Here is a 26,206-nt window from a genome sequence, read left to right on the forward strand (position 1 = left end):
CGGTCGCGCGGACGACCCGCGCCCCTGACCCCGCGTCTCACGGCAGGTCGCCGGGGTCGAGGGTGTGCCGGTCGCCCACGAAGGGTGCCAGCGACGACGGCGCCGGGAACGGCAGCTCGTAGGTCGTGACGACGCCCTCGCCGACGGCGTTCATGTCGTCGTCCTTGACGACGACGCGGTGCGCCCCGACCTCGACCAGGCGCACGCGCCGGACGCTGCCGTCCGCGCGGGTGAGCTGCCACAGGTCGCCCAGCCAGTGCAGGCCGCGCTCCTCGAGCGCGGCCTCGGCCTCCAGCCAGTCGACCGGTCCCGTGACGTCGCGGCCCAGGCGGTCGACGGCCACGTACCCGTCGCCCTGCGGGCGCACCCAGCCCAGCACCTCACGGTCACCGCTGCGGCGGTGCTCGACCCACGTCTCGTCCAGCATCCCCGGAGCGTAGGCCGCGCGGCCCGGGACGGGGCAGGGCATTTCCGGCACGGCCGTGCCCGCCGTCGGCCGCGGGACGGAGCCGCGCGCCGCCGGCGTCGACCGCGTGGCGGACGCGGACGCGGCCCGCGAGCCGGACGATGGACCGGTGAGCAGCCACACCGTCCACGACGTCCACGAGGTCCCCGGCACCTACCCGTACCACCGGCTGCAGCGGACGAGCCCGGACTCCCGCTGGTGGCGGCCCCTGCTCGTCGGGCTGCTCGGCCTCGGCCTGTACGTCGGGATCCTCGTGGCCGGCGGTGTCCTGACGATGGTGACCGCGGTGACGTCCGGCCCCGGCGGCCTCGAGGCGCTCGAGCAGCTGGACGTGGCCGACCTGGCCCAGCCGCTGCCGTTCACGCTCGCGATGCTCTCCATCATCGCGATGCTCCCCGCGGTGCTCGTGGCCACGCGCCTGCTCGGGGCGCGCCCCGTCGGGCTCCTCGTCTCGGTCGCAGGTCGTGTGCGCTGGGGGTGGGCGGGACGGTGCCTGGCCGCGTCGGCCGTGCTGACGGTGGTCGTGCAGGGCGGTGCCGCGCTCCTGGACGCGGCGCAGGGCGTGACCTGGCAGCCCCGCGTCGACGCGTCGTCCTGGCTGATGACCGGGCTGGTGCTGCTGCTGGTGCCGGCGCAGTGCGTCGCGGAGGAGGTCGTGTTCCGCGGGTACCTCGCGCAGACGATCGGCACGTGGCTGCGGCACCCCGCGTTCGCGGTGGTGCTGCCGGTCCCGCTGTTCGTCCTCGGTCACACGTACGTCGGGCTCGCCATGGTGGACACCGCGGTGTGGGCGCTGACGATGGGCTGGCTGGTCTGGCGGACCGGCGGCCTGGAGGCCGCGGCCGCGGCGCACGTGGTCAACAACGTCGTGGTGTTCACCCTCGGGGCCTTCGGGCTGGCGGACCTGGACGTCGTCGACATCGGACCGCTCGCGCTGGCCGTGTCGACCGCCTCGACCCTGGCCTACGCGGGCGCGGTCGAGGTGCTGCTGCGCCGCACCGGTCCCGCCCGCGTCCGCGTCGTCGCGCCGGGGGTGTCACCGGTGTCGTGACGGGAGTCCACCCGCCCCTTCCGTGCGGCGGGGCAGGTCCCTATCGTGAGGGCGTGCACCCAGTCAGCGAACGCATCCGCGACGCCCGTGAGCGCTCCGGCCTGTCCCAGGCCGACCTCGCCCGCGCGGCCAGGATGCACCCCAGCTACGTCTCGCACCTGGAGCGCGGCGTCCGGGGGCCCGGTGACGGCGCCCTCGAGCGGCTGGCCCGCGCCCTGGGGGTCACCACCACGTACCTCGAGCAGGGTGAGCGCTCACCCGCGTACCGCGCGTCCGAGGCGGCCGTCGTCCGCGCCCGTCAGCTGCTGCGCGCCGGCCGCGCGGCGGAGGCCGTCACCGAGCTGCAGGACGTGGACCTCGACTCCCTCGACGTCGACCAGGGGGCCCGCGTGCTGCTGGCCCGTGCCGAGGCCCTCGACCTGTTCGGTGACCTGGAGGGGGCCTCGCGGGTCCTGGTGGACACCGCGCGGCTGCTCATGGACGGGCACCGCCCCCGCCGTGCCGCGTACGCGACGACGCGGCTGGTGATGACCCTCATCGAGGCGGGTGACGTGCACGGGGCCGTGCGGGCGGGCGAGGAGCGGCTGGCCGTGCTCGCCGGGACGGCGGCCGGCACCGACGAGCTGTTCCGGCTCGAGACGACGCTGGTGTGGGCGTACGTCGCCCGGGGGGACGCGACCTACGCGCGGGTGCGGGGCAACGAGCTGCTCGCGCGCGCCCTGGTGCACGGGTCCGCGCGCGCCGTCTGGTCGGTGCACTGGAACCTCGCGTTCGTCGACGACGCTCTCGGTGACGCGCAGGACGCGCTCGGGCACCTGGGCGCGGCGCTGGCACTGGCCGGCGGTGCCGAGGCCGACCGGGACGTGCCGCGGCTGCGGCTCGACCTGGCGGACCTGCTCCTGGCCGTGACCCCCGCCCGGCCGCACGAGGCGCTGGCGGAGCTGGACGCGGCGGGGACGGCGCTCGAGGTCGCGGAGTCGGCCGTCGAGCTGGCGCGTGCGGCCACCACCCGCTGCCGGGCCCTGCTCCTGCTGGGTCGGTACGGTGCGGCGCTCGAGCAGGCCCAGCGGGCGGTCGACCTGCTCGGTTCCGGGCAGCGGCGCGACGCCGCGCCCGCGCTGGAGGCGTTGGGGGACGCGCTGCTGGCGTCGGGCGACCGCAGCGCGGCCGTCAAGACGTACCGCCAGGTGGAGGACCGGCTGGACCTCGTGCCCGCGGGCCGCTCGTCGGCGGTCGCGTGGCGGCGCCTGGGGGACCGGCTGCGCGCGGCCGGCGACGACCGCGTCCGCGTCGCGGAGGCCTACCGGCGGGCGCTCGACGCCGCCGGTGTGGGGACGCCCCGCCCCTGACGCACGTCCGCCGCAGCGGGCCACGCACGGCTGCGACACGCCCGGGTGACGGGCGACTTGGGCGTGTCTACCACGGTATGCCCGGAGTCATTGCACCGGCGACACCTCCTCGGGACGATGCCTGGGTGCCGGACGGTCCGGCGCACCAGCCCGAAGGAGTTCCACATGAAGAAGCTCACCGTCGCCACCCTGACCGCCGTCGTCGCCCTCGCCGGGCTGGTCGGCGTGCCGGCCGCGGCGACCGCCTCGTCGCAGGTGCAGGCGCCCTGCTGCAAGATCGCGTTCTGACGGGAGCGATCCCACCCGATGCGCTCGCGCCGCCGGCTCCGGGGCCTCCCGTGCCCCGGGCCGGCGGCGCGGGTGCCCCGCTGCGTCACCGACCCGGCTGCCCGCGCAGCAGGAGCACGGACTCGACCGCGTCGATGCGGATGCACGGTGCGGCGCCGGACGGTCCGACGAACACCACGTTCCCCGACAGCAGGCAGGACAGCGGACCGGTGTACTCGCGGCCGGAGAGCGTCCGGACGACGACCTCGCACCCGTCGAGGTGGCTGAGGTAGGCGCGCACGCCGGCGAGCGCGGGATCCACCGGGTCCATCGGCCGAACCTATCCCTCGCGACGGCTCCCGCGCGTCGCCCGTCCCGGTGGTGCGTCACCGTCACGCCCGCAGCGGCGTCGGGGTGAGGAGTGCCGGGCGTGAGGAGCGCTGCGTGTCAGCGGGGGCGGCGCCGGCGCAGCGCCTCGCGCAGCGGCGGGACGACCGTGCCAGCCCGAGCGAGCGCGACGCGGGTGCGGCGCCGGCTGCGCACCACCCCGAGCACGCCCGCGACCCACGGCACGACGAGCACGGCGAACGCCACCCGGTACGCGTCGAGCGTGTACGTGCTCACCCCGGGGGGTGACACGAGCTCGAGGACGACCCCGACGGCCAGGACCCCGATGATCGTGGAGGCGAAGCCGCCGGTGTTGACGAACCCCGTGGCCGTGCCCAGCCGGTCGGGAGGGGTGAACGTGCGGGCGTAGTCGATGCCGACGAGGGACACCGGGCCCCCGGCCCCGAGGACGATCGCGAAGACCACCAGCTGGGCGAGCGGCCGGGGGGTGTCGGGGACGAGCACGGTGACCCAGGCGACGAGCGTGGCCCCCGCCGACATCAGCACCACCCACGACCGCCGCAGCGGGTGCCGCCCGGTGAACAGGCCGACGACCGGGCCCGTCACCATCGCGGACAGCGTCATCGCGGTGAGCAGCAGGCTCGCCTCGGCCGGGGTGCGGCCCTGGGCGGTGACGAAGAACGGCACGCCCCACAGCATCGCCACGACGCTGAACGAGAACGGCGTGAGGAAGTGGGACCAGAAACCCAGCCGGGTACCGGCGGGCTGGGCGGCGAGCCGCACGGCGGGGACGAAGCGCTCCCGGGCGGCGGGTGCCGGCGGCCGCAGGGGCGGCGCGCCGATCCCCACGGCCGCGGCCACGGTGACGGCGGCGCCGGCGACCGCGAGCACGCCGAAGGTCGTCGTCCAGCCGGACGTGTGCAGGACCCACGCCACGGCGAGGGCGGACACGATCTGCCCCGACTGGCCGACCAGGCCGGTGACCTGCACCATCACCGGGACACGGCGGGGCTCGAAGCGTTCGGCGATGAGCCGGCACGCACTGATGAAGATGGCCGCGTCGCCCCCGCCGATCAGGGCACGGGCGAGCAGCGCCGTGGGCACGTCGTCGGCCACCGCCAGCACGCCCTGGCCGACGGCCATGACGGCGGACCCCACCGTGATGAGGGTGCGGGCGCCGAGCCGGTCGACCAGCCGCCCGGCGGGGATCTGCAGGCCGGCGTACACGGCGAGCTGGAGCACCGAGAACAGGGCCAGCCCGGTGGCCCCGAGGTCGAACCGGTCGATGGCCTCGACCCCTGCCACGCCCAGCGCCGTGCGGTGCACAACGGCGACGAGGTAGGCCACCGCGGCGACCGCCCACACGGCCGTGGCCCCGGCAGGCCCCCGCTGCCTCGTCATGCATCCCCCGATCGTGGTCACCGACCGGGGGAGGAGTGATGTCGCCCCTGGTCGGGTGTGCTGCCGGCGTTGACTCGGTCGTGCCGGGCCCGCCCGTGCCGTCCTGCCCCTCGATGATCCCACCCGCGCGGGCACCGGCCTGGACAGTTGACCAAGAGGTCGCCAGGGCGCATCATTGAACCCGACGGTGCGTATCGCCTGCCCCCTGCGCGGTGCGCACCGTCTTCAGCTTCGATGTGACGGGACGGGCCCAGCGGCCCGTCCCGTCGCTCGTTCCGGGCTGTCGCGCGCAGGGCCGGCGCGCGGGGCCCGGCGGGGTCGCGCCACCCGTGCGGGTGCAACCCCGCGCAACCCTGACGGTTCCGGCGTGGCCGCCGGAGGATCGGGCCGCCCCGCGGTTACCGTGCCAGGGTGACCGCTCCCGCCCGTACCCCCGGCACCCCCGCCGGCACCTCGGTGCCCGCCGAGGGTGACGCCGCCACGGCCGAGCGCACCGACGCGGTCGAGGCCCCGCCGGTGGCGCTCGTGGAGCCGCCGTCGCCCGCCGAGGTGCTCGAGGGCGCCGTCGCGACGTGGCGTGCCGCGCTCGTCGAGGCCGCCGGCGCCTCGACGCTGGCCGACGTCGACCAGCTCGGCGACGCCGCCCTCGACCTGTCGTCCGCCCACCCCTCCGGCATGGCCCAGCTCTTCGCCGGACGCCCCACACGCCTGTCCAACCTCGTGCGCGAGCCCGGTGCCCTGTCCAGCGCCCGCCGGCGGGCGCGTGCCGTCAGCGCGCGCGCCGCCGGGTACACGCAGCGCTACGGGATCGCCTCGACGTCCCTGGCCATCGGCGTCGCCACCTGGACCGACCGCTCCAGCGCCGACCTCGGGTCCGACGACGTCGGCGCGCTCGCGCACGTCACCCGCCACCCCCGGCCGGAGGGCGCGCGGGGCGGCGGCGAGACCCGCGACCCGGCCGTCCGTACGGTGCGCGCACCGGTGCTGCTGCGTCCGGTCGGGCTGCGCGCCCGCGGCAGCGGTGAGGGCGACTACGAGCTCGAGCTCGAGCCGTCCATCGAGGTGAACCCCGTCCTGGCCCGCGCGCTGCGCGGCCACGGCGCCCTGCTCGACCCCGCCGCCGTCGCCCGGGGCACGTTCAGCAGCTCCGGGTTCGACCCGCGCGGCGCGCTGCAGCGGCTCGCCTCCCTCGGTGAGGCGGTGCTGGAGGACTTCTCGCTGGTCGAGCGGGTCGTGGTCGGCACCTTCGTCCACCCGGGCCAGGTCATCGTCGACGACCTGGACCAGCTGGCAGGGACCCTCGAGCGGCACGACGTCGTGCGGGCGATGGCGGGGATCGCCGAGGCGCGCGAGGCGCTGGACGTGCCGCTGCCGGCGCCCGTCGTGGGGGACCCGGACCCCGCGCTCGAGCGCGGCGTCGGGGACCTGGACCCCGCGCAGCAGCACGTGCTGGACGTCGTCGCCACCGGCGCGCACGTCTTCGTCGACGCACCCACGGGCTCCGACGTGACCGGCACCCTGGCCGCCGTCGTCGCCGACGCCGCCGCCGAGGGGCGCACCGTCCTGTACGTGCCGGGCCACCGTCGCGCCGCCGTCGCCCTGGTGGACCGGCTGCGTCGCCTCGGGCTGGGGGAGATCGCCCTCGACGTCGAGCCGCACGCCGGGTGGCGCACCGCCGCCGCACGCCGCCTGCTGGGTGCCATGACCCTCGAGCCGCCCGTCGTCGACACCGACGCCGTGCAGGCCGTCCGGGTCCCGCTGGTCGAGCACCGCGAGCGCCTGCGCGGGTACGTCGACGCGCTGCACGCGCCGCGCGACCCGTGGGGGGCGTCCGCGTACGACGCCCTGCAGGAGCTGGCACGGCTCACGGCGACCCGGCCCACGCCCGCCACGACCGTCCGCCTGCACCCCGACGTCGCGCGCGCCCTGGACCCCGAGCGACGCACCCGGCTCGCGCAGGACCTGGTGCGCGCCGGTGAGCTCGGCGCGTTCACGCTGCGCCCGCAGGACACCCCCTGGTTCGGTGCGGACGTGCGCACGGCGGCCGACGCGCAGGTGGTGCGACGCCGCCTCGACAGGCTGCTCGACGTCACGCTCCCGCTGCTGGTCGGGCGCGTCGCGCAGGTGGCCGCCGAGACCGGTCTGACCCGTGCGACCACGCTGGAGCAGTGGGCCGAGCAGCTGCGCATGCTCGACGGCGTGCGGGCCTCGCTCGACGTCTTCCAGCCGATGGTCTTCGAGCGCACCGCCGCCGACCTCGTCGCGGCGACCGCCACCAAGGAGTGGCGCGAGGAGCACGGCGTGCCGATGGGCTTCTGGCTGCGCCGACGCCTGCGCAAGCAGGCCAAGGACATGGTGCGCCCCGGTCGGCCGGTCGCCGACCTGCACGGTGCCCTCATCGAGGTCCAGGAGCGCCGCGAGGTGTGGCAGGCGCACTGCCCGGCCGGCGGCTGGCCGCGCCTGCCGGAGAGCCTGGCGGTCATCGAGGACGAGCACGGTGCGGTGCGGCAGGACGTCGAGGGACTCGCGGAGGTCCTCGCCACGACCCCGCTGGGCGGCGACCTGGCCGGCACACCGTTCGACGCGCTGCGCGAGCGCCTCAACCGGCTGCGGTCCGGTGTCGCCGCGCTGGAGACCCTGCCCGAGCGCACCCACCTGCTGCACGGGCTGCGGGCCGCCGGCCTGGGCGACCTGGTCGACGACCTCGCCGCCCGCCGCGTCGAGCCCACCCAGGCCCCCGCCGAGCTCGACCTGGCGTGGTGGAGCACCGTCTTCGAGCACGTGCTGGCCGCCGACCCCGCCCTGGCCGGGTACGACGGTGCGGCGCTCGGCGCGCTGTCCGCGCGTTACGCGCAGCTGGACCGCCGGCACGTCGTCAGCCGCACGGCGCCCGTGCTGGCCGCCGCGCTCGGCCGCATCGCGTCGGCGGTACGGGTGCACCGCGACCAGGCCGAGGGGCTGTTCGCCGAGCTCGTCGAGGAGCGCATGACGTCGCTGCGCGACACCGTCACGCGGTACCCCGACCTGGCGCGACGCCTGCGGCCGGTGCTGGTCGCCGGGCCGATGCTCGTCTCGCAGGTGCTGCCCGCGTCCCGCACGGTCGACCTCGTCGTCGTGGACGCGGCGGCGCACCTGCCGGTCGAGGCGGCGCTGCCCGCGATCGCGCGGGGCCGTCAGGTCGTCGTCGTGGGTGACGCCCGCTGCGCGTCCGGCAGCGCCGTGCGCGAGCTGGCCGGGGTCCTGCCGACGGTCGCGCTGCACGCCGACGCGTCGCGCCGGGACCCGTACCTCACGCGGTTCCTCGTGGAGCACGGCTACGAGGGGGTCCTGGTGCCCACGCCGCTGCCCGACGCACGTCCGCTGGTCGGGCTGGAGGTCGTCGACGGCACCGGCATGCCGGACCCGGCCACCAGCATGGTGGACTCGACCTCGGCCGAGGTCGAGCGCGTCCTCGAGCTCGTCGTCGAGCACGTCCTGCAGCACCCCGACGAGTCGCTGGCCGTCGTCACGCTCACGCCCCGTCACGCCGACGCCGTGCGGGAGACCGTCATGGGCGAGGTCCGCGACAACCCCGCGCTCGCGGCGTTCTTCGACGCCGGCCGCGCGGACCCGTTCGTCGTCGTCGACGTCGCCAACGTCGGTGGCCTGCGCCGGGACGCGGTGATCCTCTCCCTCGGGCTGGGGCGCACGCCGCACCGCCGCGTGCTGCACACGTTCGGGCCGGTCAGCCGGCCGGGCGGCGAGGGTCTGCTGCTCGACGCCCTGGGGTCCACCCGTCACCGGCTGACCGTGGTGGCGTGCTTCCGCGGCGACGACCTCGACCCGGACCGGCTGCGCGGCGCAGGGCCGCAGCTGCTGGCCGACCTTCTGCGGTTCGCCGCCGAGCGGGGCGCGCAGGGCGCCGCGCACGGTGCGGGGGAGCGGCCCGTCGGTGGTGCCGACCCCGACCGTCTGGTGCTCGACCTCGCCGAGCGGCTGTGGCGCCACGGGCTGCTCGTGGACGTGGACCACGGCGTGCCCGGAGGGTCCCGGATCCCGCTCGTTGTCGGCCACCCCGACCTGCCCGACGAGATGCTCGTCGCGGTGCTGACGGACGACGACGCGTACGTCGGCGAGCCGAGCGTGCGGGTGCGCGACCGCCTGGTCGCGGACCGGCTGGAGCGCCTCGGGTGGTCGGTGGTCCGTGTGTGGTCGGCCGCCGCGTTCCTTGACCCCCAGGGCGAGGTCGACCGGATCCGCCGCGCCGTGCACGCCGCGCTCGTCGCCCGCCGCCCGGAGTCCGCCGCCCCGGCGTCCACGCCGACGGCCCGGGTGCCCGAGCGCGTCGGGGACGACGACGGCGCAGGTGAGGGCGAGGAGAGCCGCCCCGTGCGCCCGTACGTGACCCACCCGGCCACCGGTGCCGTGCCGATGGTGCGGACCCCCACGGGTGCGGTGCCCGTGGTGCGCGAGCCGACCGGTGCGCTGCCGGTGGTGCCGCCGGCGACCGGTGCGGTGCCCGTGGTGCGCACGCCGACCGGTGTGATGCCGGTCGTCGGGTCCGCGCCCGTCGCCGCGGTGCCCGTCCCCGTCCCCGCCGCGCCCGCGCCCGTCGCGCGGGACGGCGGCGCGCCGGCGGGTGGTGAGCAGCTCGCGCTGCCGGTGCGGACCGCACCGCGCCCGGACGTGCGCGCGGGCCTGCCGATCAACGCGTACAGCGACGACCAGCTCGACGACCTGGTGCGCTGGCTGCGGTCGGACGGCGTCGAGCGCACCCGCGAGCAGCTCGCGGACGCCTTGCGCGCCGAGCTCGGCATCACGCGCCGGAGCCATCGCGTGGACTCGGCCGTGCGGTCCGCGGTCACCCGCGCGTTCACCGGCTGAGGGACCCCGCACCCCTCCCGCGAGAGGCCGGCCCGGCGCGCCCGGGCGGGTGGGGTGCCGACCGGCGGTGGGAGGATCGGGGGATGAGCACCGCCCGTCGTCGTCCCCGACGCGCCGTGCGGCCGTCCGGGACCGTCGGCTCCGACGAGTCCGTGCTGCGTTCCACGCTGCCGGCCGCACCGCCCGACCCGCCGCTCCCCGCAGGACGACCCGCCGCGCTTCCGGGGGCGGCGGCGCCCGACGGGCCTGGGGAAGGGGCGGGCGCGCGTCGGACGTCGGCGTCCGCCGGTATCCCGGCGGACGGTGCCGACGACCTGTGGCGCGCGACGCGCTCCGCCGACGACAGCGACCGCGGCTGGGGTCGCGAGGAGCCGTCGTCGAACGACGACCGGCTGCAGCGCGACAAGCCGCCGCACTGGTGACCGGCTGCCGGCGTCGGCGGCCGACCTGCCGGCGCCGGCGACCGACCTGCCTGCGCTGGTGACCCACCTGCCCGCTCGCGGCCGACCTGCCCGCGCTGGTGACTCACCTGCCGATGGTGACCGCCCCGCCGGCGCTGATGCCCGACCGGCCGGACCACGTCAGCCGGCGGCGCGGCTCACGGTGCGGGCGGGACGCCCGGGGGCGCGGCGCCCGGCGGGGGCGGGGTCGTCGACCCGGGGTCGCCCGGTGAGGGCGAGAGGTCGTTGGCGATCGCGGGGGTGAGTCGCTGCGAGAGCAGGTCCCGGATCTCCTGGAGCAGCAGGATGTCCTCCGCCGGGGCGGCAGGCTCGTCCTCCTGACCCTTCTTGCGGCGTGCGGCGAGCGCGTTGAGCGGCAGGACGATGAGGAAGTAGATCGCTGCCGCGGTGATGAGGAACTGGATCAGGGCGTTGAGGATGACGCCGACCTGGACCGCCGCGATCGGGTCCTCGCCGGGGTCCGGGGTGCGCCAGGTGTACGGCCCGATGTTCCAGAGGTTCTCGAGGTTCGGCTTGCCGAAGATCCACCCGATGAGCGGGCTGATGAGGGCGTCCTGCACGGCAGCCACCACGGCGGTGAAGGCCGCGCCGACCACGACGCCGACGGCCAGCTCGACCGCGTTGCCGCGGGCGATGAAGTCCTTGAACCCCTCGAGCACCTTCGCCACGCCCTTGACCTGCGGTCTGTCGCCCACGGCCTTGATGCGGTCACCGGCTCCGCGCACGCGGTCACGCCTGTTGTTCGACATCCGAGCCCCCCGCCCGACGACAGCCGACCTGACGTCCTCGATCGATCATGGCACGACCACCGCCACGAGCCGCGCCGAGAGGGACGTCTCCGCGATGCGGACCGCCTCGTCCGGGGTGACGGCGACCAGGACGGGCGGCCCGGTGTCCGCCGACCCGCCCCCCAGCAGCCCGTCGGGCAGGTCCGCGCCCGGGGGCGCGGGGCGCACCAGTGCGCGCCGCGCGACCGTCTCGCCCGGGCCGCCCTCGTGCCGGGCGGCGACGAGGTCGAGGCGCAGGCCGGGCTCGAGCAGGGCGGCCACGGCGGGGTCGTCCAGCCGCACCGCGACCACGACGGTGCCCGTCGGCCCCGTGAGGGTGGCGTCCACGAGCATCGTGGCCACCAGCGGGGTGCGGGCCGGCAGGTCCACGGCCGTGGACCTGCCCTCCGCCGCGGAGGTGCTGCTCAGGGCGCTCACGGGTGCGGCGGCGGGCGGGAGCGCGCTGACGACGAGGTCACCCGGCGCGAGCACCGTGCCGGCCGGGACGTCGTGCGCGAGCGTGACCACCGGCACCGTCGCCGGGGGCGGTGGACGTAGCGCGTGGACCACCACACCCGCGGCCGCACCGAGCAGGACTGCCGCGCACAGGAGGCGCAGCCGCCAGAGCACCGCACGGACCCGCAGCGGGGCAGGTGCCCGCGCGCTCGGCAGGGGCCGTGGTGTCGCGCCGGTCGTCGTGGGGAGGGTGGTCATGCCGCGACGCTAGGAGCGGGCGCCGTCGCTCTCGGGCTGCCGGCGCCGCGGCGGTGGACGCCGTCGACGGTCGCCGGGCTGGGGTCGGCTGGGCGGTCCGGCTGGGGGCACAGCCCGGTGCTGCGGGCTGGGGAGCGCGCCCCCGGCGGTGCAGCCGGCGCGGCCCGGCGGTGCGACGAGGCGTACCGCCCCGACGCGCCCCGGAACCGGGTCCGTCAGGCCGACGCGGCCGGTGCGGCCGCAGGCTTCGGGGACGAGGACCCCGACGACGAGGCCGAGGTCGACGTGCTCGACGCGTCGCCGGACGCGGCGGGGGTGCTGCCCGCCGTGGACGACGTGTCCGACGTGGTCGTCGACGAGGACGAGGACCGCCCCGAGGAGGACGAGGACGACGACGAGCGGGCGTCGTTGCGGTAGAAGCCCGACCCCTTGAACACCACGCCGACGGCGGAGAAGACCTTGCGCAGGCGCCCCTCGCACGCGGGGCAGACCGTCAGGGCGTCGTCGGTGAACGACTGCTGGACCTCGAACGCGTGGTCGCAGGCCGTGCAGCGGTAGGCATAGGTGGGCAACGTGGCTCCCGATGGTCGTCGGCCGGGCGTCCCCGGCGGTGCTCGGACACGGGTCCTGCGGTGGCCGGGTGGGCACGGGCGCGCCGGTGCACGGGCGGGGACGTCACGGCGCCGGGTGGGCGCGCGGGTCACGACGCGGGTGTCGCCGGATGCCGCCGCGTGCCGCCGGGGCGGCTGGCACTCTCAGGATCCGAGTGCCAACTGTAACCCACCGTCAAGCGCCGCCGCGGGTACCCTGCCAGCGTGCCCCGCCCTCGCCGCCCCCGACGTACCGCGCTGGTCGTCGTCGCCGTCCTCGTCGTGCTCGCGCTGCTCGTCTCGCTGCTCGTGACCGCGCTCGTCCTGCGGCGTCCGCTGCCGGACGCGCAGGGCTCGCAGACGCTGCCCGGGCTGGGTGCGGAGGTCGAGGTGACGCGCGACGCCCGCGGCGTCCCCACGATCGTCGCCGAGACACCGGCCGACCTGTTCATGGCGCAGGGCTACGTGTCCGCGCAGGACCGGTTCTTCGAGATGGACTACCGGCGGCACGTCACGGCCGGGCGCCTGTCGGAGCTGGTGGGTCAGGACGAGGACGCGCTGGCGGCCGACCGGATGGTGCGCACGCTCGGGTGGCGCCGCGTGGCCGAGCAGGAGTGGGGGCTGCTCTCGCAGGAGGCGCGGGACCACCTGCAGGCCTACGCGGACGGCGTCAACGCCTACCTGCAGGACCGGGACCCGGGCTCGATCGCGATGGAGTACACGGTGCTGGGCCTGCGCGTGCCGCAGCAGGCCCCCGAGCCGTGGGAGCCGGTCGACTCGCTGGCGTGGCTCAAGGCGTTGGCCTGGGACCTGCGCTCCAACTACGACCGTGAGCTGTCGCGGGCGAGCACCTACCAGTTCGTGCCGGACGTGGCCCGCGTCGAGGAGCTGTTCCCCCCGTACCCGCAGGACCGCAACCTGCCGATCGTCAGTGCCGCCGACGCGGCAGCGCCGGCCGACGCGGCGACGGTCTCGGCCGGGGTCGACCTGGGCCCGGACCTGACCGGTACGGACCTGCAGGCCGCCCTGGCGTCCGCCGACCGTGCGCTGGCTGCGGTGCCGCGCCTGGTCGGCGAGGGCGAGGGTGTCGGCTCCAACTCGTGGGTCGTGGGCGGGGCGCACACCACGTCCGGCAAGCCGATCCTGGCCAACGACCCCCACCTCGGGCTCTCGGCACCGGGCACCCTGTCGCAGGTGGGCCTGCGCTGCGCGGAGGTCGACGACGCCTGCCCGTTCGACGTCACGGGCTTCGCCTTCGCCGGGCTGCCGGGCGTCGTGATCGGGCACAACGGCGAGCTCGCCTGGGGCCTGACCAACATGGGTGCCGACGTCACCGACTTCTTCCTGGAGCGGATCGACCGCAACGACGTCCGCGTCGACGGCACGCACGAGCCGCTCGAGGTGCGGATGGAGACGATCGAGGTCGCCGGTGGCGACGACGTCGAGCACGCGGTCCGCAGCACCCGGCACGGCCCGATCATCTCCGACGTGCTGCCGGTCGACGACGCCACGCGCGGACCGCTGCCGCAGGACGCGCCGGGCAACCGGTTCGCCGTGTCCCTGGCGTGGACGGCCCTGGAGCCAGGCCGCACCGTCGAGGCGTTCTTCGAGCTCATGACGGCGCGGGACGCCGACGACGTCTCGGCGGCCGCCGCCAAGTTCGACGTCCCGGCGCAGAACATCGTCTTCGCCACCACCGACGGGCACATCGGCTACCAGGCGCCGGGGCGCATCCCCGTGCGCGCGACCGTGGAGGGACCGTTCCCGTCCGACGGCACGTGGCCGCGCCCGGGCTGGGACTCCCGTTACGACTGGCAGGGGTGGGTCGACCCCGCCGAGCTGCCGCGCGTCCTGGACCCGGCGGAGGGTTTCGTCGTGGCCGCCAACCAGGCGGTGGCCCCGGCGGGCGTGGGGCCGTTCCTCATGGACGACGCGGACTACGGCTACCGCAGCCAGCGGATCCGCGACGTGCTGGCCGCGCGCATCGCGGCGGGGCAGCCCGTGGACGTGGCGAGCACGGCGGACCTGCAGACCGACCGGTACAGCCCGTACGCCGAGGCGCTCCTGCCCGCGCTCCTGGAGGTCGAGGTGCCGGACGCGTTCGACCGCGCGGGCCAGGACCTGCTGCGCGAGTGGGACCTGACGATGGAGGCCGACTCGTCCGCCGCGATGTACTTCGCCGCGGTGTGGGCGGAGGTCCTCGAGCTGACGTTCGCGGACGACCTGCCCGAGGGTCACGCGCCGACGGGCGACTCCCGGTGGCTCGAGGTCGTCCGCACGATGCTGCAGAACCCGACGTCGCCGTGGTGGGACGACCGGACGACCCCCGGGGTGATCGAGGGCCGCGACGACGTCCTGGCCCGGGCCATGGTCTCCGCACGCCACGCGCTGACGGCCCAGATCGGCGGCCGCACCGACGACTGGGCGTGGGGGCTGCTGCACGTGGCCGCGCCGGAGCACCCTGTGCTCGGCGGTGCCGGGTCCTCCGCGGCGGTGCGCCGGCTGGTCAACCCGGCCCCGCAGGGGGTGGGCGGTGGGGCGTCGCTCGTGGACGCCACGGGCTGGGACGCCTCGAGCGGCTCGTACGCGGTGACGTCCGCACCGGCCATGCGCATGGTCGTCGACCTGGGCGACCTCGACTCCTCGACCTGGGTGAACCTCACGGGCACGTCGGGCCACCCGGCGAGCGTGCACTACGACGACCAGCTGGAGGCGTGGGCGCAGGGGCGGCAGTTCCCGTGGCCGTTCTCGGCGGCCGCGGTGCAGGCCGACGCGGTCGACCGCCAGACGCTCGTCCCGCCCGAGGGCTGACGGGCCGGGCGCCGCGGCGACGGCCGGCGCTCAGCCGGGCGCGTCGGCGGCGGGCCCGGCGGTCTCGGACGTCGCCGGGCCGACGCGGCGCCAGCCGTCGGGCGTCGCGACCGTGCCGACGGTCCGGTCGTGGGGCTCACGGGGGACCCGGTCGAGGATCTCGTCCTCGTGCACCAGGGCCACGACGGGGGCGTCGGGGCGCACGTGCGCCAGCACGCGGTCGTACCAGCCGCCGCCCTGGCCGAGCCGGCCGCCCGCGGTGTCGACCGCGAGCGCCGGCACCAGCACGACGTCCGCGTCACCCAGTGCGGCCGCGCCGAGCGCGGGCCCGCTCGGCTCCGGCGGCCGGCCCGGGGCACGCTCGTGCAGATCGTCCGGGCCCGCGTACTCCGCCCAGTCGCGCTGCAGGCCCGTCCCGAGCACGGGCAGCAGCAGCCGCACGCCGCGCGCCGCCAGGGCGTCGATGAGCGGACCGGTCCCGGGTTCGGTGGGGCGCGACGCGTAGATGCTGACGCAGCGGGCCGCCGCCACCTCGGGGATGGTGAGGACCACCTGCGCGAGCCGCTGTGCGGACTCGGTGCGGCGCCGGGTCGAGCGCTGCGCGCGGTGGGCACGCACCCGGCGGCGCAGGACGTCCTTCTCCTCGGACGCGTCACGGGGCCGCGAGCGGCGGCCGGTCGCCTCCTCCTCGGCGTGCCAGGGGGGCTGGGCGACGGCGCTCATGGGACCAGTGTGGCAAATCCGGACGTGCAGCGGGAGCCTCGTCCGCCCCGACGGCCTGCTGACGTGGGCCGTCGGGGCGCGGCGCACCCGCCGCTGCGCACTCGTGCGGGCACAATGCGCGCATGAGATCGGTCCAGGACCACCTCGCCACCGTGCTCGCCGCCGCGGGTCCGGTGCCGCCGCTCGACGTCGTCCTGCACGACGCCGCGGGGTGCATCCTCGCCGCCGACGTCCTCGCGCCCGTCGACGTGCCGGCCGTCCCGGTGGCGACCCGCGACGGCTACGCCGTCGCGGCGGACGACACGTACTCGGCCGGGGCGCGCGGGCCGGAGCTGCCGGTGGCGCACGACCTGCACGCGGGCAGCGCGGCCGGTCTGCGGCACGTGCCGGGCACCGCCGTGCGGGTCGCGTCGGGTGCGCCGCTGCCCCGGGGCGCGGACGCCGTGGTGCCGGTCGAGGAGACGGACCGCGGGCAGGCGCGCGTGGCGTTCCAGCGCGCCGCCCGGCCCGGTCAGCACGTCCGGTACGCGGGGGCCGACGTGCGCGCGGGGGAGGTCGTGCTCACCGCCGGCACCCGCCTGGGGGCGCGCCAGATCGCGCTGGCCGCCGCGATCGGCCGCGGTCGGCTCCCCGTGCACCCGACGCCGCGCGTCGTGCTGATGTCGGTGGGCGACGAGCTCGTGGAGCCGACGACGGCGGCCCGGCCCGGCACGGTGTTCGAGGTCGACGGCCACGCGCTCGAGACGGCCGTGCGGGACGCGGGCGCCACGCCCGTGCGCGTCGGGGCCGTCCCCGACGAGCACGCCGCCCTGCGCGAGGCCCTCGAGGACCAGCTGGTCCGAGCCGACCTCGTGGTCCTCACCGGCGGGCTGTCCGAGCTGGCCCACGACACGGTCAAGGACGTCCTGGCGCCGCTGGGCACGGTGCGGCTCGACCAGGTGGCGATGACCCCGGGCACGCGGCACGGCTTCGGCACCGTCGGGGCGCTGGGGCTGGACGTCGCGGAGCCGGGCGGACGGACGGTCCCCCTGTTCGCGCTGCAGGGGCACCCGGTGGCCGCGCAGGTGTCGTTCGAGGTGTTCGTACGTCCGGCGCTGCGGGCCATGGCGGGGCACACCGAGCTGTTCCGCCCGTCCGTCGCGGCGGCTGCCACGCACGGATGGGCCTCCCCGCCGGGACTGCGCCAGTTCGTGCCCGCCATGGTGCTCGGCTCCCCGGACGAGGGGTACCGCGTCACCCCCGTCGGTGACCCCGCGGCCCCGTCGGTCACCGCGCTGGCGCACGCCAACGCGCTGGCGGTGGTGGGCGAGGGCGACCTCGGGGTGGAGGCCGGGACGGTCGTGCACTGCCTGGTGCTGGAGGGCTGACGGCGTGGCGACGGGGTGGCCCGTCCAGCTGGTCGACGGTGACGTGCGCCTGCGTCCGCTGCGCCGGCGCGACGCGGACGCGTGGATGACGATGCGGGCGCGCAACGTCGGCTGGCTGGAGCCGTGGGACGCGACGAGCCCGGAGCCGGTGCGCGGGCCGCGGCCCACGTTCGGGCAGTTCGTGCGTGCGCTGTCGGCCCAGGCGAGGGAGGGGTCCGCGCTGCCGTTCGCCGTGGACCGCGGCGGTGAGCTCGTCGGGCAGCTGACGGTGTCGTCGATCCAGTGGGGCTCGTTGCGCTCCGCGGCGATCGGGTACTGGGTGTCGCAGCACGTCGCGGGGCAGGGGATCACGCCGACGGCGGTGGCGCTCGCGACCGACCACTGCTTCGGTCCGGTCGGGCTGCACCGGGTCGAGGTGAACATCCGGCCGGAGAACGTACCGTCGCTGCGCGTCGTCGAGAAGCTGGGGTTCCGCGACGAGGGGCTGCGGGAGCGGTACCTGCACATCCAGGGCCGGTGGTGCGACCACCGGACGTTCGCGCTGACGGTCGAGGACGTGCCCGACGGTCTGCTCGCACGCTGGCACCGCCGGCAGCGCGGCATCGGCAGCCCCTAGCACCGCTGCGTGGCGGGAGGTCGGCGCGACACGCCGCACCGGTGCGGCGCGAGGGGCGCCGTGACCCCTACCGTCGTGACGTGAACGATCTCGCAGGCCCCGTGGCGCTCGCGCTCGTGGGTCTGTGGGCGGCGTATCTGGTGCCGCACCACCTGCGGCACCGTCAACGGTTGCTGGAGGCCCGGGCCGACGACCGGTTCTCCGCGGGGCTGCGCGTGGTCGCGGTGGCGAGCAGCACGCGCCGCCGGCTGGGACGCGGGGCCGCGGCGGCCGGGATGTGGGGACCGAGCACGTCGGCACTGCTGACCCCGGGGACGGGGGTGCCGGCGGCGTACGTCGGCACGCTGACAGGAGGCACCACCGTGGACCGACCGCACGCCACACCCGAGCGCATCTCCGCCGAGGCCGCGCGCCGGCTCGCCCAGGCGCGCGCCGCACGGGCCGCCGCTGCCGCGCGCCGTGGCGCCGCCGCGCGCCGTCGCGGGCTGCTCGCGGGCGTCCTCGCGCTGACCGTCGTCGTCGGCTGGGTCCTGGCCGCCGCCGCGCCCGCCGTCACGTGGGTGGCCGGGGCGGTTCCGTCGGCACTGCTCGCGTCGGTGGTCGTGCTGGGTCGCCGCGCGGTCCTCGCGGGGCAGGCGTCGGACGCGCAGTGGGCCGAGACGATCGAGCGCGAGGAGCGGCTCGCCGCGCGGCCGCGCACGGGCGCCACGCCCGCGGTCCGTCCGCGCAGCGGGGCCACGCCGGTCGTGCGGCGTGACGCGGAGCCCGGTGTGCCGGTGCCGCTGGTCACCGGTCACGCCGTGCGCCCCTCCGACGCGCACACCGAGGTGTTCGAGGCCATCGTCGCCGACCGCGGCGAGTCCGCGGGTCCGGCGCGGCACGCGACCGGCCAGACCCCGGTGGTCCGGCGGGCGTCGACGGCACCGGCCGAGGGCGCCGCCGACGCGTCGGTCGAGGAGGAGCGCGACGCGGAGTGGTCGCCCGTCCGGGTGCCGCGCCCGACGTACGCCATGAAGGCCCCGGCCCCGCGCCGGACGCCCGCCCCGCTCGAGGAGTCCGACGCCGAGGCGTCGACCGTGCGACGTCCGGCGGACGCGCCGGCGGCGGCCGAGGAGGCGGCGCCGGGCGCGGTCGTGGCGGCCGACGAGCCGGCAGCCCTGACGACGGGCAGCATCGACCTGAACGCGGTGCTCGCGCGCCGCCGCGCCGCCGGCCAGTAGCCGGTGCCCGCACCCGGCGCACCGGGTGACGTGCGCGGGGACCTCCCGGGCGGTGCGCGGGGACGCGTACCGCGGGTTTCGTCCCGGGGCCGCGGTGATGCTACTGTGGTCCCCGCTTCAAGGGGCTGTGGCGCAGTTGGTAGCGCGTCTCGTTCGCAATGAGAAGGTCAGGGGTTCGAATCCCCTCAGCTCCACCCGACAGCGTCGAAGAAGGCCGGACCCGGTGGGTCCGGCCTTCTTCGTGTCCGGGGCTACCAGGCGGCGCGGGCGGCCAGCCCCAGCAGGTACGCCTCCCAGAACCGTCCGGCGGCGGGGCCGCCGTTGCAGGTGCCGTCGGACCGGCCAGGGGTCTTCAGCCACAGGTCGGCGACGTGCGGGCCGGTGCCCGTGGCGCGCGGCGGGTTGCCGAGGGCCCGGCCCTCGGGGTTGCACCACACCGTGCCGTTCGGCCCCGCCAGCGGGCCGTTGCCGTTGCGGGACGTGTCCACGACGAAGCCGGCGCCGCCGACCAGCGCGGACAGCCGCTCGCCGTACGCCACCTCCTGCGCGCCGGTCTGGAAGTTCGACGTGTTGACGGCGAACCCGGCCGCCCGGTCGACCCCGGCGTCGCGCAGCCGCTGGGCGATGTCCGCCAGGTGGCGGGCGCTCCAGCCGAAGCTGTTGCTCGACGCGCCGTCGAGGTAGACCTCGGCGCCCACGGCCGCGTACGCGTCCACCGAGTACCGCAGCATCGCCAGGCGGGCCCCACGGTCGCCGCAGCGGTCGAGGTGCAGCAGTGCGTCGGGCTCGACCACGACGACGGCGCGCGCACCCGCCAGGCCCGCCGCGACGGCGTCGACCCACGCGCGGTACTCCGCAGGCGTGGCGATGCCCCCGCCCGAGTGGCTGCCGCAGTCGCGGTCGGGGATCGCGTAGGTCACGACGACCGGCGTCGTGCCCGCCGCGACGGCGGCCTGGGCGTACGCACGGACGCGCGCCGTGCCGTCGGCGGGGCCCAGCCAGCGTGCGGTGCTCTGCGCCGCCACCTTCTCGAGGAGCCGTGCGTCGCCCGGGCGCCCCTCCGCCCGGGCCGTGCGGGCCGCCGTCGCGGCGTCGGACGCGGGGTCGACGTAGGCCGGGCGCACCTGCAGGACGGTGCGGTGGGCCTGCGAGCGTTCGACGGTGGCCGGCACCGCGGCGGGGCCGCCGGTCGCGCTCGCGGGCAGGGGCAGCAGGACGCACACGGTCGCCAGGACGGCGCCGGCGGCGGCGACGGCACGCGGGAGCCGGCGGACGGTGGCAGGGGTGGTGGCGGGGGCGGGGGCGGTGGTGGGGGAGGCGGTGGCAGGCACAGGCATGAGGGGCTCCTCGTCGGGGTCCCCTCTCCATCGGTTCGCGCACGGCGGGTCCTCGCGGCCCGGTGCGGGTGACCGATCCCCGGGCGTTCCGTGCCAAGCGTGGCGTTCCCGGCGACGGCGGACGGTGACGGTGCTCACACCGCGGTGCGTCCGCGCGTACCATCCTGTGTCGTTCGGCCCGGCCGTCGGCACGTGGCTCGTCGCGGCGCTCGTGCTCGGCAGCGGGATCGTGCCGGTGGCCTCTGCGTCCTTCGTGGGCCTCGCGGTCGTCACCGTGCTCGTCGCCCTGGCCGCCGCACGGGCGCTGCGGGGGCACCCCGGCCCCGCCCCCGCGACCGAGGGCAGCGCGTCGGGCGGGGGCCGTCCCCAGGCCCGCCGCGGACGGCGCCGAGGGGCGTCGCACGCCCGGCGACGCACGGGTGAGCGAGGGTCGACGGGCGCCTGACGGTTCGTCGACGTCTGTCCGGTGTGAGCGGTCTCACCGCGGCCGACGACCGGTTCGCCGCTAACGTCGGGCCATGACCGGACTCGATCTCGCCCAGCAGAAGATGCGTGACGCGGGCGTCCCCGCCGCCGCCGTCGACGTGTTCACCCGGTTCTACGGACTCCTGGAGTCGGGGAGCACGGGGATCGTCCGCGAGTCGGACGTCGACCCCCTCGCGGACGTCCCGCACCTCGACGACCTCGAGGTCGACGACGCGGCGGCCGCGGACGCCCTCGCACGCACCGCCGTCATCAAGCTCAACGGCGGGCTCGGCACGTCGATGGGCATGGACCGCGCCAAGTCGCTGCTGCCCGTGCGCGGCAGCCGCACGTTCCTCGACGTGACCGCCGACCAGGTGCTCGCGGCGCGCGAGGCGACGGGTGCGCGGCTCCCGCTGGTGCTGATGAACTCGTTCCGCACCCGGGACGACAGCCTGGCGGCGCTGGCGGCGTACCCGCAGCTCGCCGTCGACGGCGTCCCGCTGGACTTCCTGCAGAACCGTGAGCCCAAGCTGCTGGTCGACGGCCTGACGCCCGTGGCGTGGGACGCCGACCCGACGCTGGAGTGGTGCCCGCCCGGGCACGGCGACCTCTACCCGGCGCTGTACGCGTCCGGCGTGCTGGACGCCCTGCTCGCCGCCGGCTTCCGGTACGCGTCCGTCTCCAACTCCGACAACCTCGGGGCGACGCCCGACGCCCGGGTCGCCGGCTGGTTCGCCGCGTCGGGTGCTCCGTTCGCGGCCGAGGTCGCGCGGCGTACGCCCGCGGACCGCAAGGGGGGTCACCTGGTGGTGCGCCGCTCCGACGGGCGGATCGTGCTGCGGGAGTCCGCGCAGACCGCGCCCGAGGACGCCGACGCCGCGGCCGACATCGCGACGCATGCCTACTTCAACACGAACAACCTGTGGCTCGACCTCGAGGCGCTGTCCGCGGAGCTGGAGCGCACCGGCGGCGTCCTGGACCTGCCGCTGATCCGCAACGAGAAGCACGTCGACCCCACCGACCGCACGTCCCCGAAGGTCGTGCAGGTGGAGTCCGCGATGGGGGCGGCCATCGAGGTCTTCGACGGCGCCGCCGTCCTGGAGGTCGGCCGTGAGCGCTTCCTGCCGGTGAAGACGACGAACGACCTGCTCGTCCTGCGCTCCGACGTCTACGCGGAGGACGACGCCCATCGCCTGGTCGCCGTCGTCGACGCACCGTTCGTCGACCTGGACCCGGCGCACTACGCGCTCGTGGGCGAGTTCGACACCCGCGTGCCGCACGTGCCGTCGCTGCGGGGTGCCACGTCCCTGCGGGTCCGGGGGGACTGGTCCCTGGGTCGCGGCGTGGCGGTCGTCGGTGACGCGGAGCTGACGGGCGAGGGCGGCACGGTCCCCGACGGCGCCACGCTGGTCGCGGACGTCTCCGCGGACGCGGTCCGCGCCTGACCGGCACGGGGACCCTGCGCGCACAGCCTGCACGCACGAGGGCCGGCACCCGGCGTCCTGCGCCGTGGGTGCCGGCCCTCGCGTCCGTGCTGGTCGGCCGCTGGTCAGCGGCGCTTGCCGGCCCAGCTCGCGTAGATGATGACGAAGACCGCCGCGAGCACGACCTGCAGCAGGATCTCGATCCAGTCGATGCCATCGGTGACCTCGACGCCGATGACCTGCGCGAGCCACGTGCCGATGAGCGCGGCCACGATCCCGATGATGATCGTCACCAGGATCGAGATGTTCTGCTTGCCGCGCACCACGAGGCGGCCGAGCGCGCCGATGATGGCGCCGACGACGATGGCGCTGATGATTCCGCTGATGCCCATGTCCACTCCTCGGTGTGTCAGGACCGTTGCCCGGTCTGCGAGGAACCTAGGGCAACCGGGACGAATCCGCCTCCCGAACGGGCGTTCCGTCGCGCCGGGTCCGCCCGGTCCGGTCGCATCCGGCGCGAAACGGGCACCGACGCCGTCGTGACGGGTAGGTTCGAGCGGGGGTCCCGTCCGCCGTCCCGGAGGAGTGCCGTGTCCGACCCGATCACGGTGGTGCCCGCACCGCTCGTCGTCCGGCCCTCGGCCCGCCGGCCGTACGTCATCACGGGTTCCACGACCGTCGTCGTCGACGCCGACGAGCAGCTGGTGCCCGTCGCCGTGCTGACCGCGGACCTGCTGGGCCGCGTCAGCGGCCGGGCCGTGGAGATCCGCCACGCCGGGCCCGACGCGCCGGGGGTCGTGCGCATGCGGCTCGTGACGGACCTGCCGCCGGGGCCGGAGACCTACCGCGTCGTCGTGGGCGACGGGCGGGTGCGGCTGGAGGCGCGGACCACCGACGGCCTCGTGCACGCGGTGGTGACGCTGCGCCAGCTGCTGCGCGAGCGTCCCGACGGGGGTGTCGAGGTCGGGGCCGTCCACATCGAGGACGCGCCGCGCTACCCGTGGCGCGGCCTGTCGTTGGACGTGGCGCGGCACTTCGTGAGCGTGGCGGACCTCAAGGTCGTCATGGGGCTCATGGGCCACTACAAGCTCAACGTGCTGCACCTGCACCTGACCGACGACCAGGCGTGGCGCCTGGACATGCCGTCGCGACCCGAGCTGGTCCGGCGCTCCAGCGCGCACTCGGTGGGCGGCGACCCGGGCGGTCACTACTCGGCGGCGGACTGGGACGAGATCCTGGCGTACGCCCGGGCGCGTGCCATCCGCGTGGTCCCCGAGATCGACGTGCCCGGTCACGTCAACGCCGCGCTGCACGCGTACGGCGAGCTCAACCCGGACGGGCAGCCCGCCGCGGAGTACCTGGGCACCGACGTCGGCTTCTCCCGGCTGCACGACGACCTGCCGGCCACGCACGAGTTCCTCGTCGACGTCTTCGGTGACCTGGCGGAGATGACCCCCGGCAGCCACGTGCACATCGGCGGCGACGAGGTCCTGACGATGGAACCGGACGAGTACGCGCGCCTGGTGCGCGCGGCGTCCGCGGCGGTGACCGCCCACGGCAAGCGCGTGGTCGGGTGGCAGGAGGTGGCGCACGTGCCGGACCTGCCGGCCGGGACGGTCGTGCAGTACTGGGACACCCGGGGTGACGCCGAGCCGTTCGTCGCGGCCGCGCGTGCCGGGGCGCGGATCCTGCTCTCACCGGCGCCGCGGGTCTACCTGGACATGCGGTACGGGCCCGGGTTCCCGCTCGGTCAGGAGTGGGCCGGGTTCGTCGAGCTGCGTGACGCCTACGAGTGGGAGCCCGCGGAGCTGGTGGAAGGGCTGCCGCCCGAGGCGGTGGTCGGCGTCGAGGCCGCGCTCTGGACCGAGACGCTGCGGACCCTGGACGACCTGACGACGATGCTGCTGCCGCGGCTCGCTGCCGTCGCCGAGGTCGCGTGGAGCGCGCCCGAGCACCGCGACCACGACGACCTGGTGCGGCGGCTGCGGGCGCACGGCCGGCACTGGGACCGCACCGGCCTGGCGTGGCACCGCACCCCGCAGGGCACCTGGGACGACTGACGCCCGTCAGATCCAGGTGGGCAGCCACATCCGCATGTGCCACTGCTCCCACGGGATGACCCAGGCCGACCAGACCGGGTAGAAGAAGAGCCCGACGCCCACGACCACCGCGACGAACACCCCGACGGCGGCGATCGTCCAGCGCCGTGCGCGGACCTCCCGCGCGCTGCCGTCGGGCTCGACCTGAGGGCCGACCAGGAGCCCCAGGACGTACACGAGCGTGAGCACCACCCACGGCACGAACGCGACGCTGTAGAACGTGAAGATCGTGCGGTGCATGTAGGCGAACCACGGCAGCCAGCCGGCGACCAGCCCGGACAGCACCGCCCCGGCGCGCCAGTCGCGGTAGCGCACCAGCCAGAACAGCGCGACGAGGACCGCGGCCGCCCCGGCCCACCAGATGACCGGGTTGCCGACGGACACGATCGCCTGCGAGCAGGTCGCCGCACCGCACGCCTGCTCCGCGGCCTCACCGGTCAGGCCGGACACCTCGGTGGGGTACCAGAACGACGTGGGCCGCCACTGCACGATCCAGCCCAGCGGTCCGGCCGCGTAGCCGTGGGGGGTCTCCAGGGTGGTGTGGTACCGCCACATGTCCTGGTGGTAGGCGAGCAGCGAGCGCAGCGCCGGGGGCAGCCACTGCACCCCCTGGCCCGGGTTCGCCTCCGCCCAGTGGCGGTTCCACCCGTTGTCGGTGGCGAACCAGCCCGCCCACGACGCGAGGTACGTCGCGGCGGCCGTGGGGACCATGACGAGGAACGCGACGACGGCGTCCTTGACCAGCGTCGCGCGCACCCAGGGCCGCACCCCCGCGCTGCGGCGTGCCGTGGCGTCCCACAGGACGGTGAGCAGGCCGAACACGGCGAGGAAGTACAGCCCGGACCACTTGGTGCCGATCGCCAGGCCCAGCAGCACGCCGGCCGCCAGGCGCCACCAGCGCCAGCCGAGACCGGGTCCCCAGCGCAGCGGGCCGCCGCCGTCGAGGATCGCGGCCGTGCGCACGGCCAGGCGCCGACGGGCCTGCTCCCGGTCCAGCAGCAGGCAGCCGAACGCGGCGAGCGCGAAGAACATGAGGAACGGGTCCAGCAGGCTGATGCGTGACTGGACGATCGCCTGGCCGTCGAGCGCGAGGAAGAGGCCGGCGACCGTGCCCAGCGCGGTCGACGCGAACAGGCGCCGCGCGATGCGGGCGATCATCAGCACCGCGAGCGTCCCGCAGACCGCCGCCGCCAGCCGCCATGCCACGGAGCTCTCGACGCCGCCGCCCAGCTGGATGCCGAGCGCGATCATCCACTTGCCGACGGGCGGGTGGACGACGTACGCCGGGTCGGCGTTGAGCACGCTCGTGTCGCCGGCCTCGAACTGCGGGTTGGAGTCCGCGACCCACGTGGCCTCGTAGCCGTGGACGAGCAGCGAGTACGCGTCCTTGACGTAGTACGTCTCGTCGAAGACGAGGCGGTGGGGGCGGCCCAGGTCCCACAGCCGCAGGAAGCCGGCGAGGGCGGTGACGCCCAGCGCCCACAGCCAGCCGTGCAGGCGCGCACGGGGAGTCGCGTCCAGGGCGAGCGTGTCCGCCCCGAGCAGGCGACGCAGCAGCCGCGGCTCGTTCGGCTCGACGTCCGCGGGCGCCGCCGTCCCGGGGTCGTCGCCGGTGGGGTCGGTACCGGTCGGGTCGGGGACGGTCGCGGGCTCGGCCGCGGTCGTCGTCCCCGGCTCGTGCCCGGTGGTCGGTGCGGGTGTGCCGTCCGGCGCGTCGGGGTCCGGGTCGGTCACCGACGCGGGGGGCAGCGTGTCCGCGGCGGCGGCGTGCGGGGCCGCTGCCCGGGCCCGGGGCGCGCGTGCGGTGTCGTCGTCGTCGGTCGGCACCGGGCCATCGTAGAGGTACCCGGACCGGGGCGTTCCGGGC

22 protein-coding genes, 1 tRNA gene and 1 pseudogene are annotated in these 26,206 nt (G+C 76.3%); 14 read left to right on the forward strand and 10 right to left on the reverse strand.

Going from position 1 to position 26,206, the window contains the following annotated elements; genetic code table 11:
* Window positions 1-37 precede the first annotated feature (37 nt).
* Complete coding sequence (locus KG103_RS04320; RefSeq protein WP_207342352.1) at window positions 38-427, reverse strand: hypothetical protein; 390 nt, start codon at window positions 425-427, stop codon at window positions 38-40.
* Between the two features lie 148 nt (window positions 428-575).
* Here KG103_RS04320 and KG103_RS04325 point away from each other — a divergent pair, with 148 nt between their 5' ends.
* The 3 genes from KG103_RS04325 to KG103_RS19010 all read left to right on the forward strand — a co-directional run bounded on the left by KG103_RS04325 (window position 576) and on the right by KG103_RS19010 (window position 3,154).
* On the forward strand, window positions 576-1,517 hold the full coding sequence (locus tag KG103_RS04325) for a CPBP family intramembrane glutamic endopeptidase (protein ID WP_207342351.1): 942 nt from the start codon (window positions 576-578) through the stop codon (window positions 1,515-1,517).
* Window positions 1,518-1,570: 53 nt separating this feature from the next.
* Window positions 1,571-2,866: a helix-turn-helix domain-containing protein gene (locus tag KG103_RS04330; RefSeq protein WP_207342350.1), complete on the forward strand. Its 1,296-nt coding sequence runs from the start codon at window positions 1,571-1,573 to the stop codon at window positions 2,864-2,866.
* 165 nt (window positions 2,867-3,031) lie between these two features.
* Window positions 3,032-3,154, forward strand: coding sequence for a hypothetical protein (locus KG103_RS19010; RefSeq protein ID WP_256439603.1), 123 nt, complete (start codon window positions 3,032-3,034; stop codon window positions 3,152-3,154).
* A gap of 85 nt (window positions 3,155-3,239) precedes the next feature.
* Here KG103_RS19010 and KG103_RS04335 read toward each other — a convergent pair whose 3' ends face one another.
* Window positions 3,240-3,464 carry a hypothetical protein gene (locus KG103_RS04335; RefSeq protein WP_089800740.1) on the reverse strand — a complete coding sequence of 75 codons (225 nt, stop codon included), beginning with the start codon at window positions 3,462-3,464 and terminating at the stop codon, window positions 3,240-3,242.
* Between the two features lie 116 nt (window positions 3,465-3,580).
* Entirely contained in the window at window positions 3,581-4,882 is a 1,302-nt protein-coding gene (locus tag KG103_RS04340) for an MFS transporter (RefSeq protein ID WP_207342349.1), read from the reverse strand.
* A gap of 411 nt (window positions 4,883-5,293) precedes the next feature.
* On the opposite strand from KG103_RS04340, the gene KG103_RS04345 reads away from it, so the two are divergent.
* Together KG103_RS04345 and KG103_RS04350 are read left to right on the forward strand one after the other, a co-directional pair.
* The gene (locus KG103_RS04345) at window positions 5,294-9,745 is read left to right on the forward strand and encodes a hypothetical protein (RefSeq protein ID WP_207342348.1); all 4,452 of its coding nucleotides are present in this window, start codon (window positions 5,294-5,296) and stop codon (window positions 9,743-9,745) included.
* Between the two features lie 83 nt (window positions 9,746-9,828).
* The gene (locus KG103_RS04350) at window positions 9,829-10,167 is read left to right on the forward strand and encodes a hypothetical protein (protein WP_207342347.1); all 339 of its coding nucleotides are present in this window, start codon (window positions 9,829-9,831) and stop codon (window positions 10,165-10,167) included.
* A gap of 176 nt (window positions 10,168-10,343) precedes the next feature.
* Here KG103_RS04350 and mscL read toward each other — a convergent pair whose 3' ends face one another.
* The gene (gene mscL / locus KG103_RS04355; RefSeq protein WP_207342346.1) at window positions 10,344-10,955 is read right to left on the reverse strand and encodes a large conductance mechanosensitive channel protein MscL; all 612 of its coding nucleotides are present in this window, start codon (window positions 10,953-10,955) and stop codon (window positions 10,344-10,346) included.
* A 45-nt stretch (window positions 10,956-11,000) separates the two neighbouring features.
* The gene (locus tag KG103_RS04360) at window positions 11,001-11,687 is read right to left on the reverse strand and encodes an SAF domain-containing protein (protein ID WP_207342345.1); all 687 of its coding nucleotides are present in this window, start codon (window positions 11,685-11,687) and stop codon (window positions 11,001-11,003) included.
* A 117-nt stretch (window positions 11,688-11,804) separates the two neighbouring features.
* Here KG103_RS04360 and KG103_RS19110 point away from each other — a divergent pair, with 117 nt between their 5' ends.
* Complete coding sequence (locus KG103_RS19110) at window positions 11,805-12,104, forward strand: hypothetical protein (protein ID WP_307860979.1); 300 nt, start codon at window positions 11,805-11,807, stop codon at window positions 12,102-12,104.
* A 14-nt stretch (window positions 12,105-12,118) separates the two neighbouring features.
* Here the strand turns inward: KG103_RS19110 and KG103_RS19115 are convergent.
* Window positions 12,119-12,391: pseudogene (locus KG103_RS19115) on the reverse strand (FmdB family zinc ribbon protein); the annotation flags it as partial.
* Window positions 12,392-12,502: 111 nt separating this feature from the next.
* Between KG103_RS19115 and KG103_RS04370 the strand changes: the two are divergent.
* Entirely contained in the window at window positions 12,503-15,088 is a 2,586-nt protein-coding gene (locus KG103_RS04370; RefSeq protein WP_207342343.1) for a penicillin acylase family protein, read from the forward strand.
* 30 nt (window positions 15,089-15,118) lie between these two features.
* Here KG103_RS04370 and KG103_RS04375 read toward each other — a convergent pair whose 3' ends face one another.
* Window positions 15,119-15,811 carry a 5-formyltetrahydrofolate cyclo-ligase gene (locus KG103_RS04375; protein ID WP_207342342.1) on the reverse strand — a complete coding sequence of 231 codons (693 nt, stop codon included), beginning with the start codon at window positions 15,809-15,811 and terminating at the stop codon, window positions 15,119-15,121.
* Window positions 15,812-15,933: 122 nt separating this feature from the next.
* On the opposite strand from KG103_RS04375, the gene KG103_RS04380 reads away from it, so the two are divergent.
* From KG103_RS04380 to KG103_RS04395, 4 genes are all read left to right on the forward strand, one after another.
* Window positions 15,934-17,178, forward strand: a complete 1,245-nt coding sequence (locus KG103_RS04380) for a molybdopterin molybdotransferase MoeA (protein WP_207342341.1) — start codon at window positions 15,934-15,936, stop codon at window positions 17,176-17,178.
* A gap of 4 nt (window positions 17,179-17,182) precedes the next feature.
* Window positions 17,183-17,794: a GNAT family N-acetyltransferase gene (locus KG103_RS04385; RefSeq protein WP_207342340.1), complete on the forward strand. Its 612-nt coding sequence runs from the start codon at window positions 17,183-17,185 to the stop codon at window positions 17,792-17,794.
* 80 nt (window positions 17,795-17,874) lie between these two features.
* Complete coding sequence (locus tag KG103_RS04390; RefSeq protein ID WP_207342339.1) at window positions 17,875-19,014, forward strand: hypothetical protein; 1,140 nt, start codon at window positions 17,875-17,877, stop codon at window positions 19,012-19,014.
* Between the two features lie 121 nt (window positions 19,015-19,135).
* Window positions 19,136-19,208, forward strand: a tRNA-Ala gene (locus KG103_RS04395).
* Between the two features lie 57 nt (window positions 19,209-19,265).
* On the opposite strand, the gene KG103_RS04400 is transcribed toward KG103_RS04395, so the two are convergent.
* On the reverse strand, window positions 19,266-20,351 hold the full coding sequence (locus tag KG103_RS04400) for a glycoside hydrolase family 6 protein (RefSeq protein ID WP_207342338.1): 1,086 nt from the start codon (window positions 20,349-20,351) through the stop codon (window positions 19,266-19,268).
* A gap of 166 nt (window positions 20,352-20,517) precedes the next feature.
* Between KG103_RS04400 and KG103_RS04405 the strand changes: the two genes are divergently transcribed.
* Together KG103_RS04405 and KG103_RS04410 are read left to right on the forward strand one after the other, a co-directional pair.
* Window positions 20,518-20,796 carry a hypothetical protein gene (locus tag KG103_RS04405; protein ID WP_207342337.1) on the forward strand — a complete coding sequence of 93 codons (279 nt, stop codon included), beginning with the start codon at window positions 20,518-20,520 and terminating at the stop codon, window positions 20,794-20,796.
* A 73-nt stretch (window positions 20,797-20,869) separates the two neighbouring features.
* Window positions 20,870-22,261 carry a UTP--glucose-1-phosphate uridylyltransferase gene (locus KG103_RS04410; RefSeq protein ID WP_207342336.1) on the forward strand — a complete coding sequence of 464 codons (1,392 nt, stop codon included), beginning with the start codon at window positions 20,870-20,872 and terminating at the stop codon, window positions 22,259-22,261.
* Window positions 22,262-22,365: 104 nt separating this feature from the next.
* On the opposite strand, the gene KG103_RS04415 is transcribed toward KG103_RS04410, so the two are convergent.
* Window positions 22,366-22,632, reverse strand: coding sequence for a GlsB/YeaQ/YmgE family stress response membrane protein (locus KG103_RS04415; RefSeq protein ID WP_207342335.1), 267 nt, complete (start codon window positions 22,630-22,632; stop codon window positions 22,366-22,368).
* Window positions 22,633-22,830: 198 nt separating this feature from the next.
* Between KG103_RS04415 and KG103_RS04420 the strand changes: the two genes are divergently transcribed.
* The gene (locus KG103_RS04420) at window positions 22,831-24,300 is read left to right on the forward strand and encodes a family 20 glycosylhydrolase (RefSeq protein WP_207342334.1); all 1,470 of its coding nucleotides are present in this window, start codon (window positions 22,831-22,833) and stop codon (window positions 24,298-24,300) included.
* A gap of 6 nt (window positions 24,301-24,306) precedes the next feature.
* Here KG103_RS04420 and KG103_RS04425 read toward each other — a convergent pair whose 3' ends face one another.
* The gene (locus KG103_RS04425; RefSeq protein ID WP_207342333.1) at window positions 24,307-26,166 is read right to left on the reverse strand and encodes a phospholipid carrier-dependent glycosyltransferase; all 1,860 of its coding nucleotides are present in this window, start codon (window positions 26,164-26,166) and stop codon (window positions 24,307-24,309) included.
* Window positions 26,167-26,206 lie beyond the last annotated feature (40 nt).

The organism is Cellulomonas wangleii (assembly GCF_018388445.1).
Taxonomy (GTDB): domain Bacteria; phylum Actinomycetota; class Actinomycetes; order Actinomycetales; family Cellulomonadaceae; genus Cellulomonas; species Cellulomonas wangleii.

Bases quoted from the DNA above. Each gene is read 5' to 3' on its own strand.
- KG103_RS04320 (WP_207342352.1), bottom strand. From the start codon at position 427: ATGCTGGACGAGACGTGGGTCGAGCACCGCCGCAGCGGTGACCGTGAG.
- KG103_RS19010 (WP_256439603.1), top strand. From the start codon at position 3,032: ATGAAGAAGCTCACCGTCGCCACCCTGACCGCCGTCGTCGCCCTCGCC.
- KG103_RS04335 (WP_089800740.1), bottom strand. From the start codon at position 3,464: ATGGACCCGGTGGATCCCGCGCTCGCCGGCGTGCGCGCCTACCTCAGC.
- KG103_RS04340 (WP_207342349.1), bottom strand. From the start codon at position 4,882: ATGACGAGGCAGCGGGGGCCTGCCGGGGCCACGGCCGTGTGGGCGGTC.
- KG103_RS04350 (WP_207342347.1), top strand. From the start codon at position 9,829: ATGAGCACCGCCCGTCGTCGTCCCCGACGCGCCGTGCGGCCGTCCGGG.
- mscL (WP_207342346.1), bottom strand. From the start codon at position 10,955: ATGTCGAACAACAGGCGTGACCGCGTGCGCGGAGCCGGTGACCGCATC.
- KG103_RS04360 (WP_207342345.1), bottom strand. From the start codon at position 11,687: ATGACCACCCTCCCCACGACGACCGGCGCGACACCACGGCCCCTGCCG.
- KG103_RS04375 (WP_207342342.1), bottom strand. From the start codon at position 15,811: ATGAGCGCCGTCGCCCAGCCCCCCTGGCACGCCGAGGAGGAGGCGACC.
- KG103_RS04380 (WP_207342341.1), top strand. From the start codon at position 15,934: ATGAGATCGGTCCAGGACCACCTCGCCACCGTGCTCGCCGCCGCGGGT.
- KG103_RS04400 (WP_207342338.1), bottom strand. From the start codon at position 20,351: ATGCCTGTGCCTGCCACCGCCTCCCCCACCACCGCCCCCGCCCCCGCC.
- KG103_RS04410 (WP_207342336.1), top strand. From the start codon at position 20,870: ATGACCGGACTCGATCTCGCCCAGCAGAAGATGCGTGACGCGGGCGTC.
- KG103_RS04415 (WP_207342335.1), bottom strand. From the start codon at position 22,632: ATGGGCATCAGCGGAATCATCAGCGCCATCGTCGTCGGCGCCATCATC.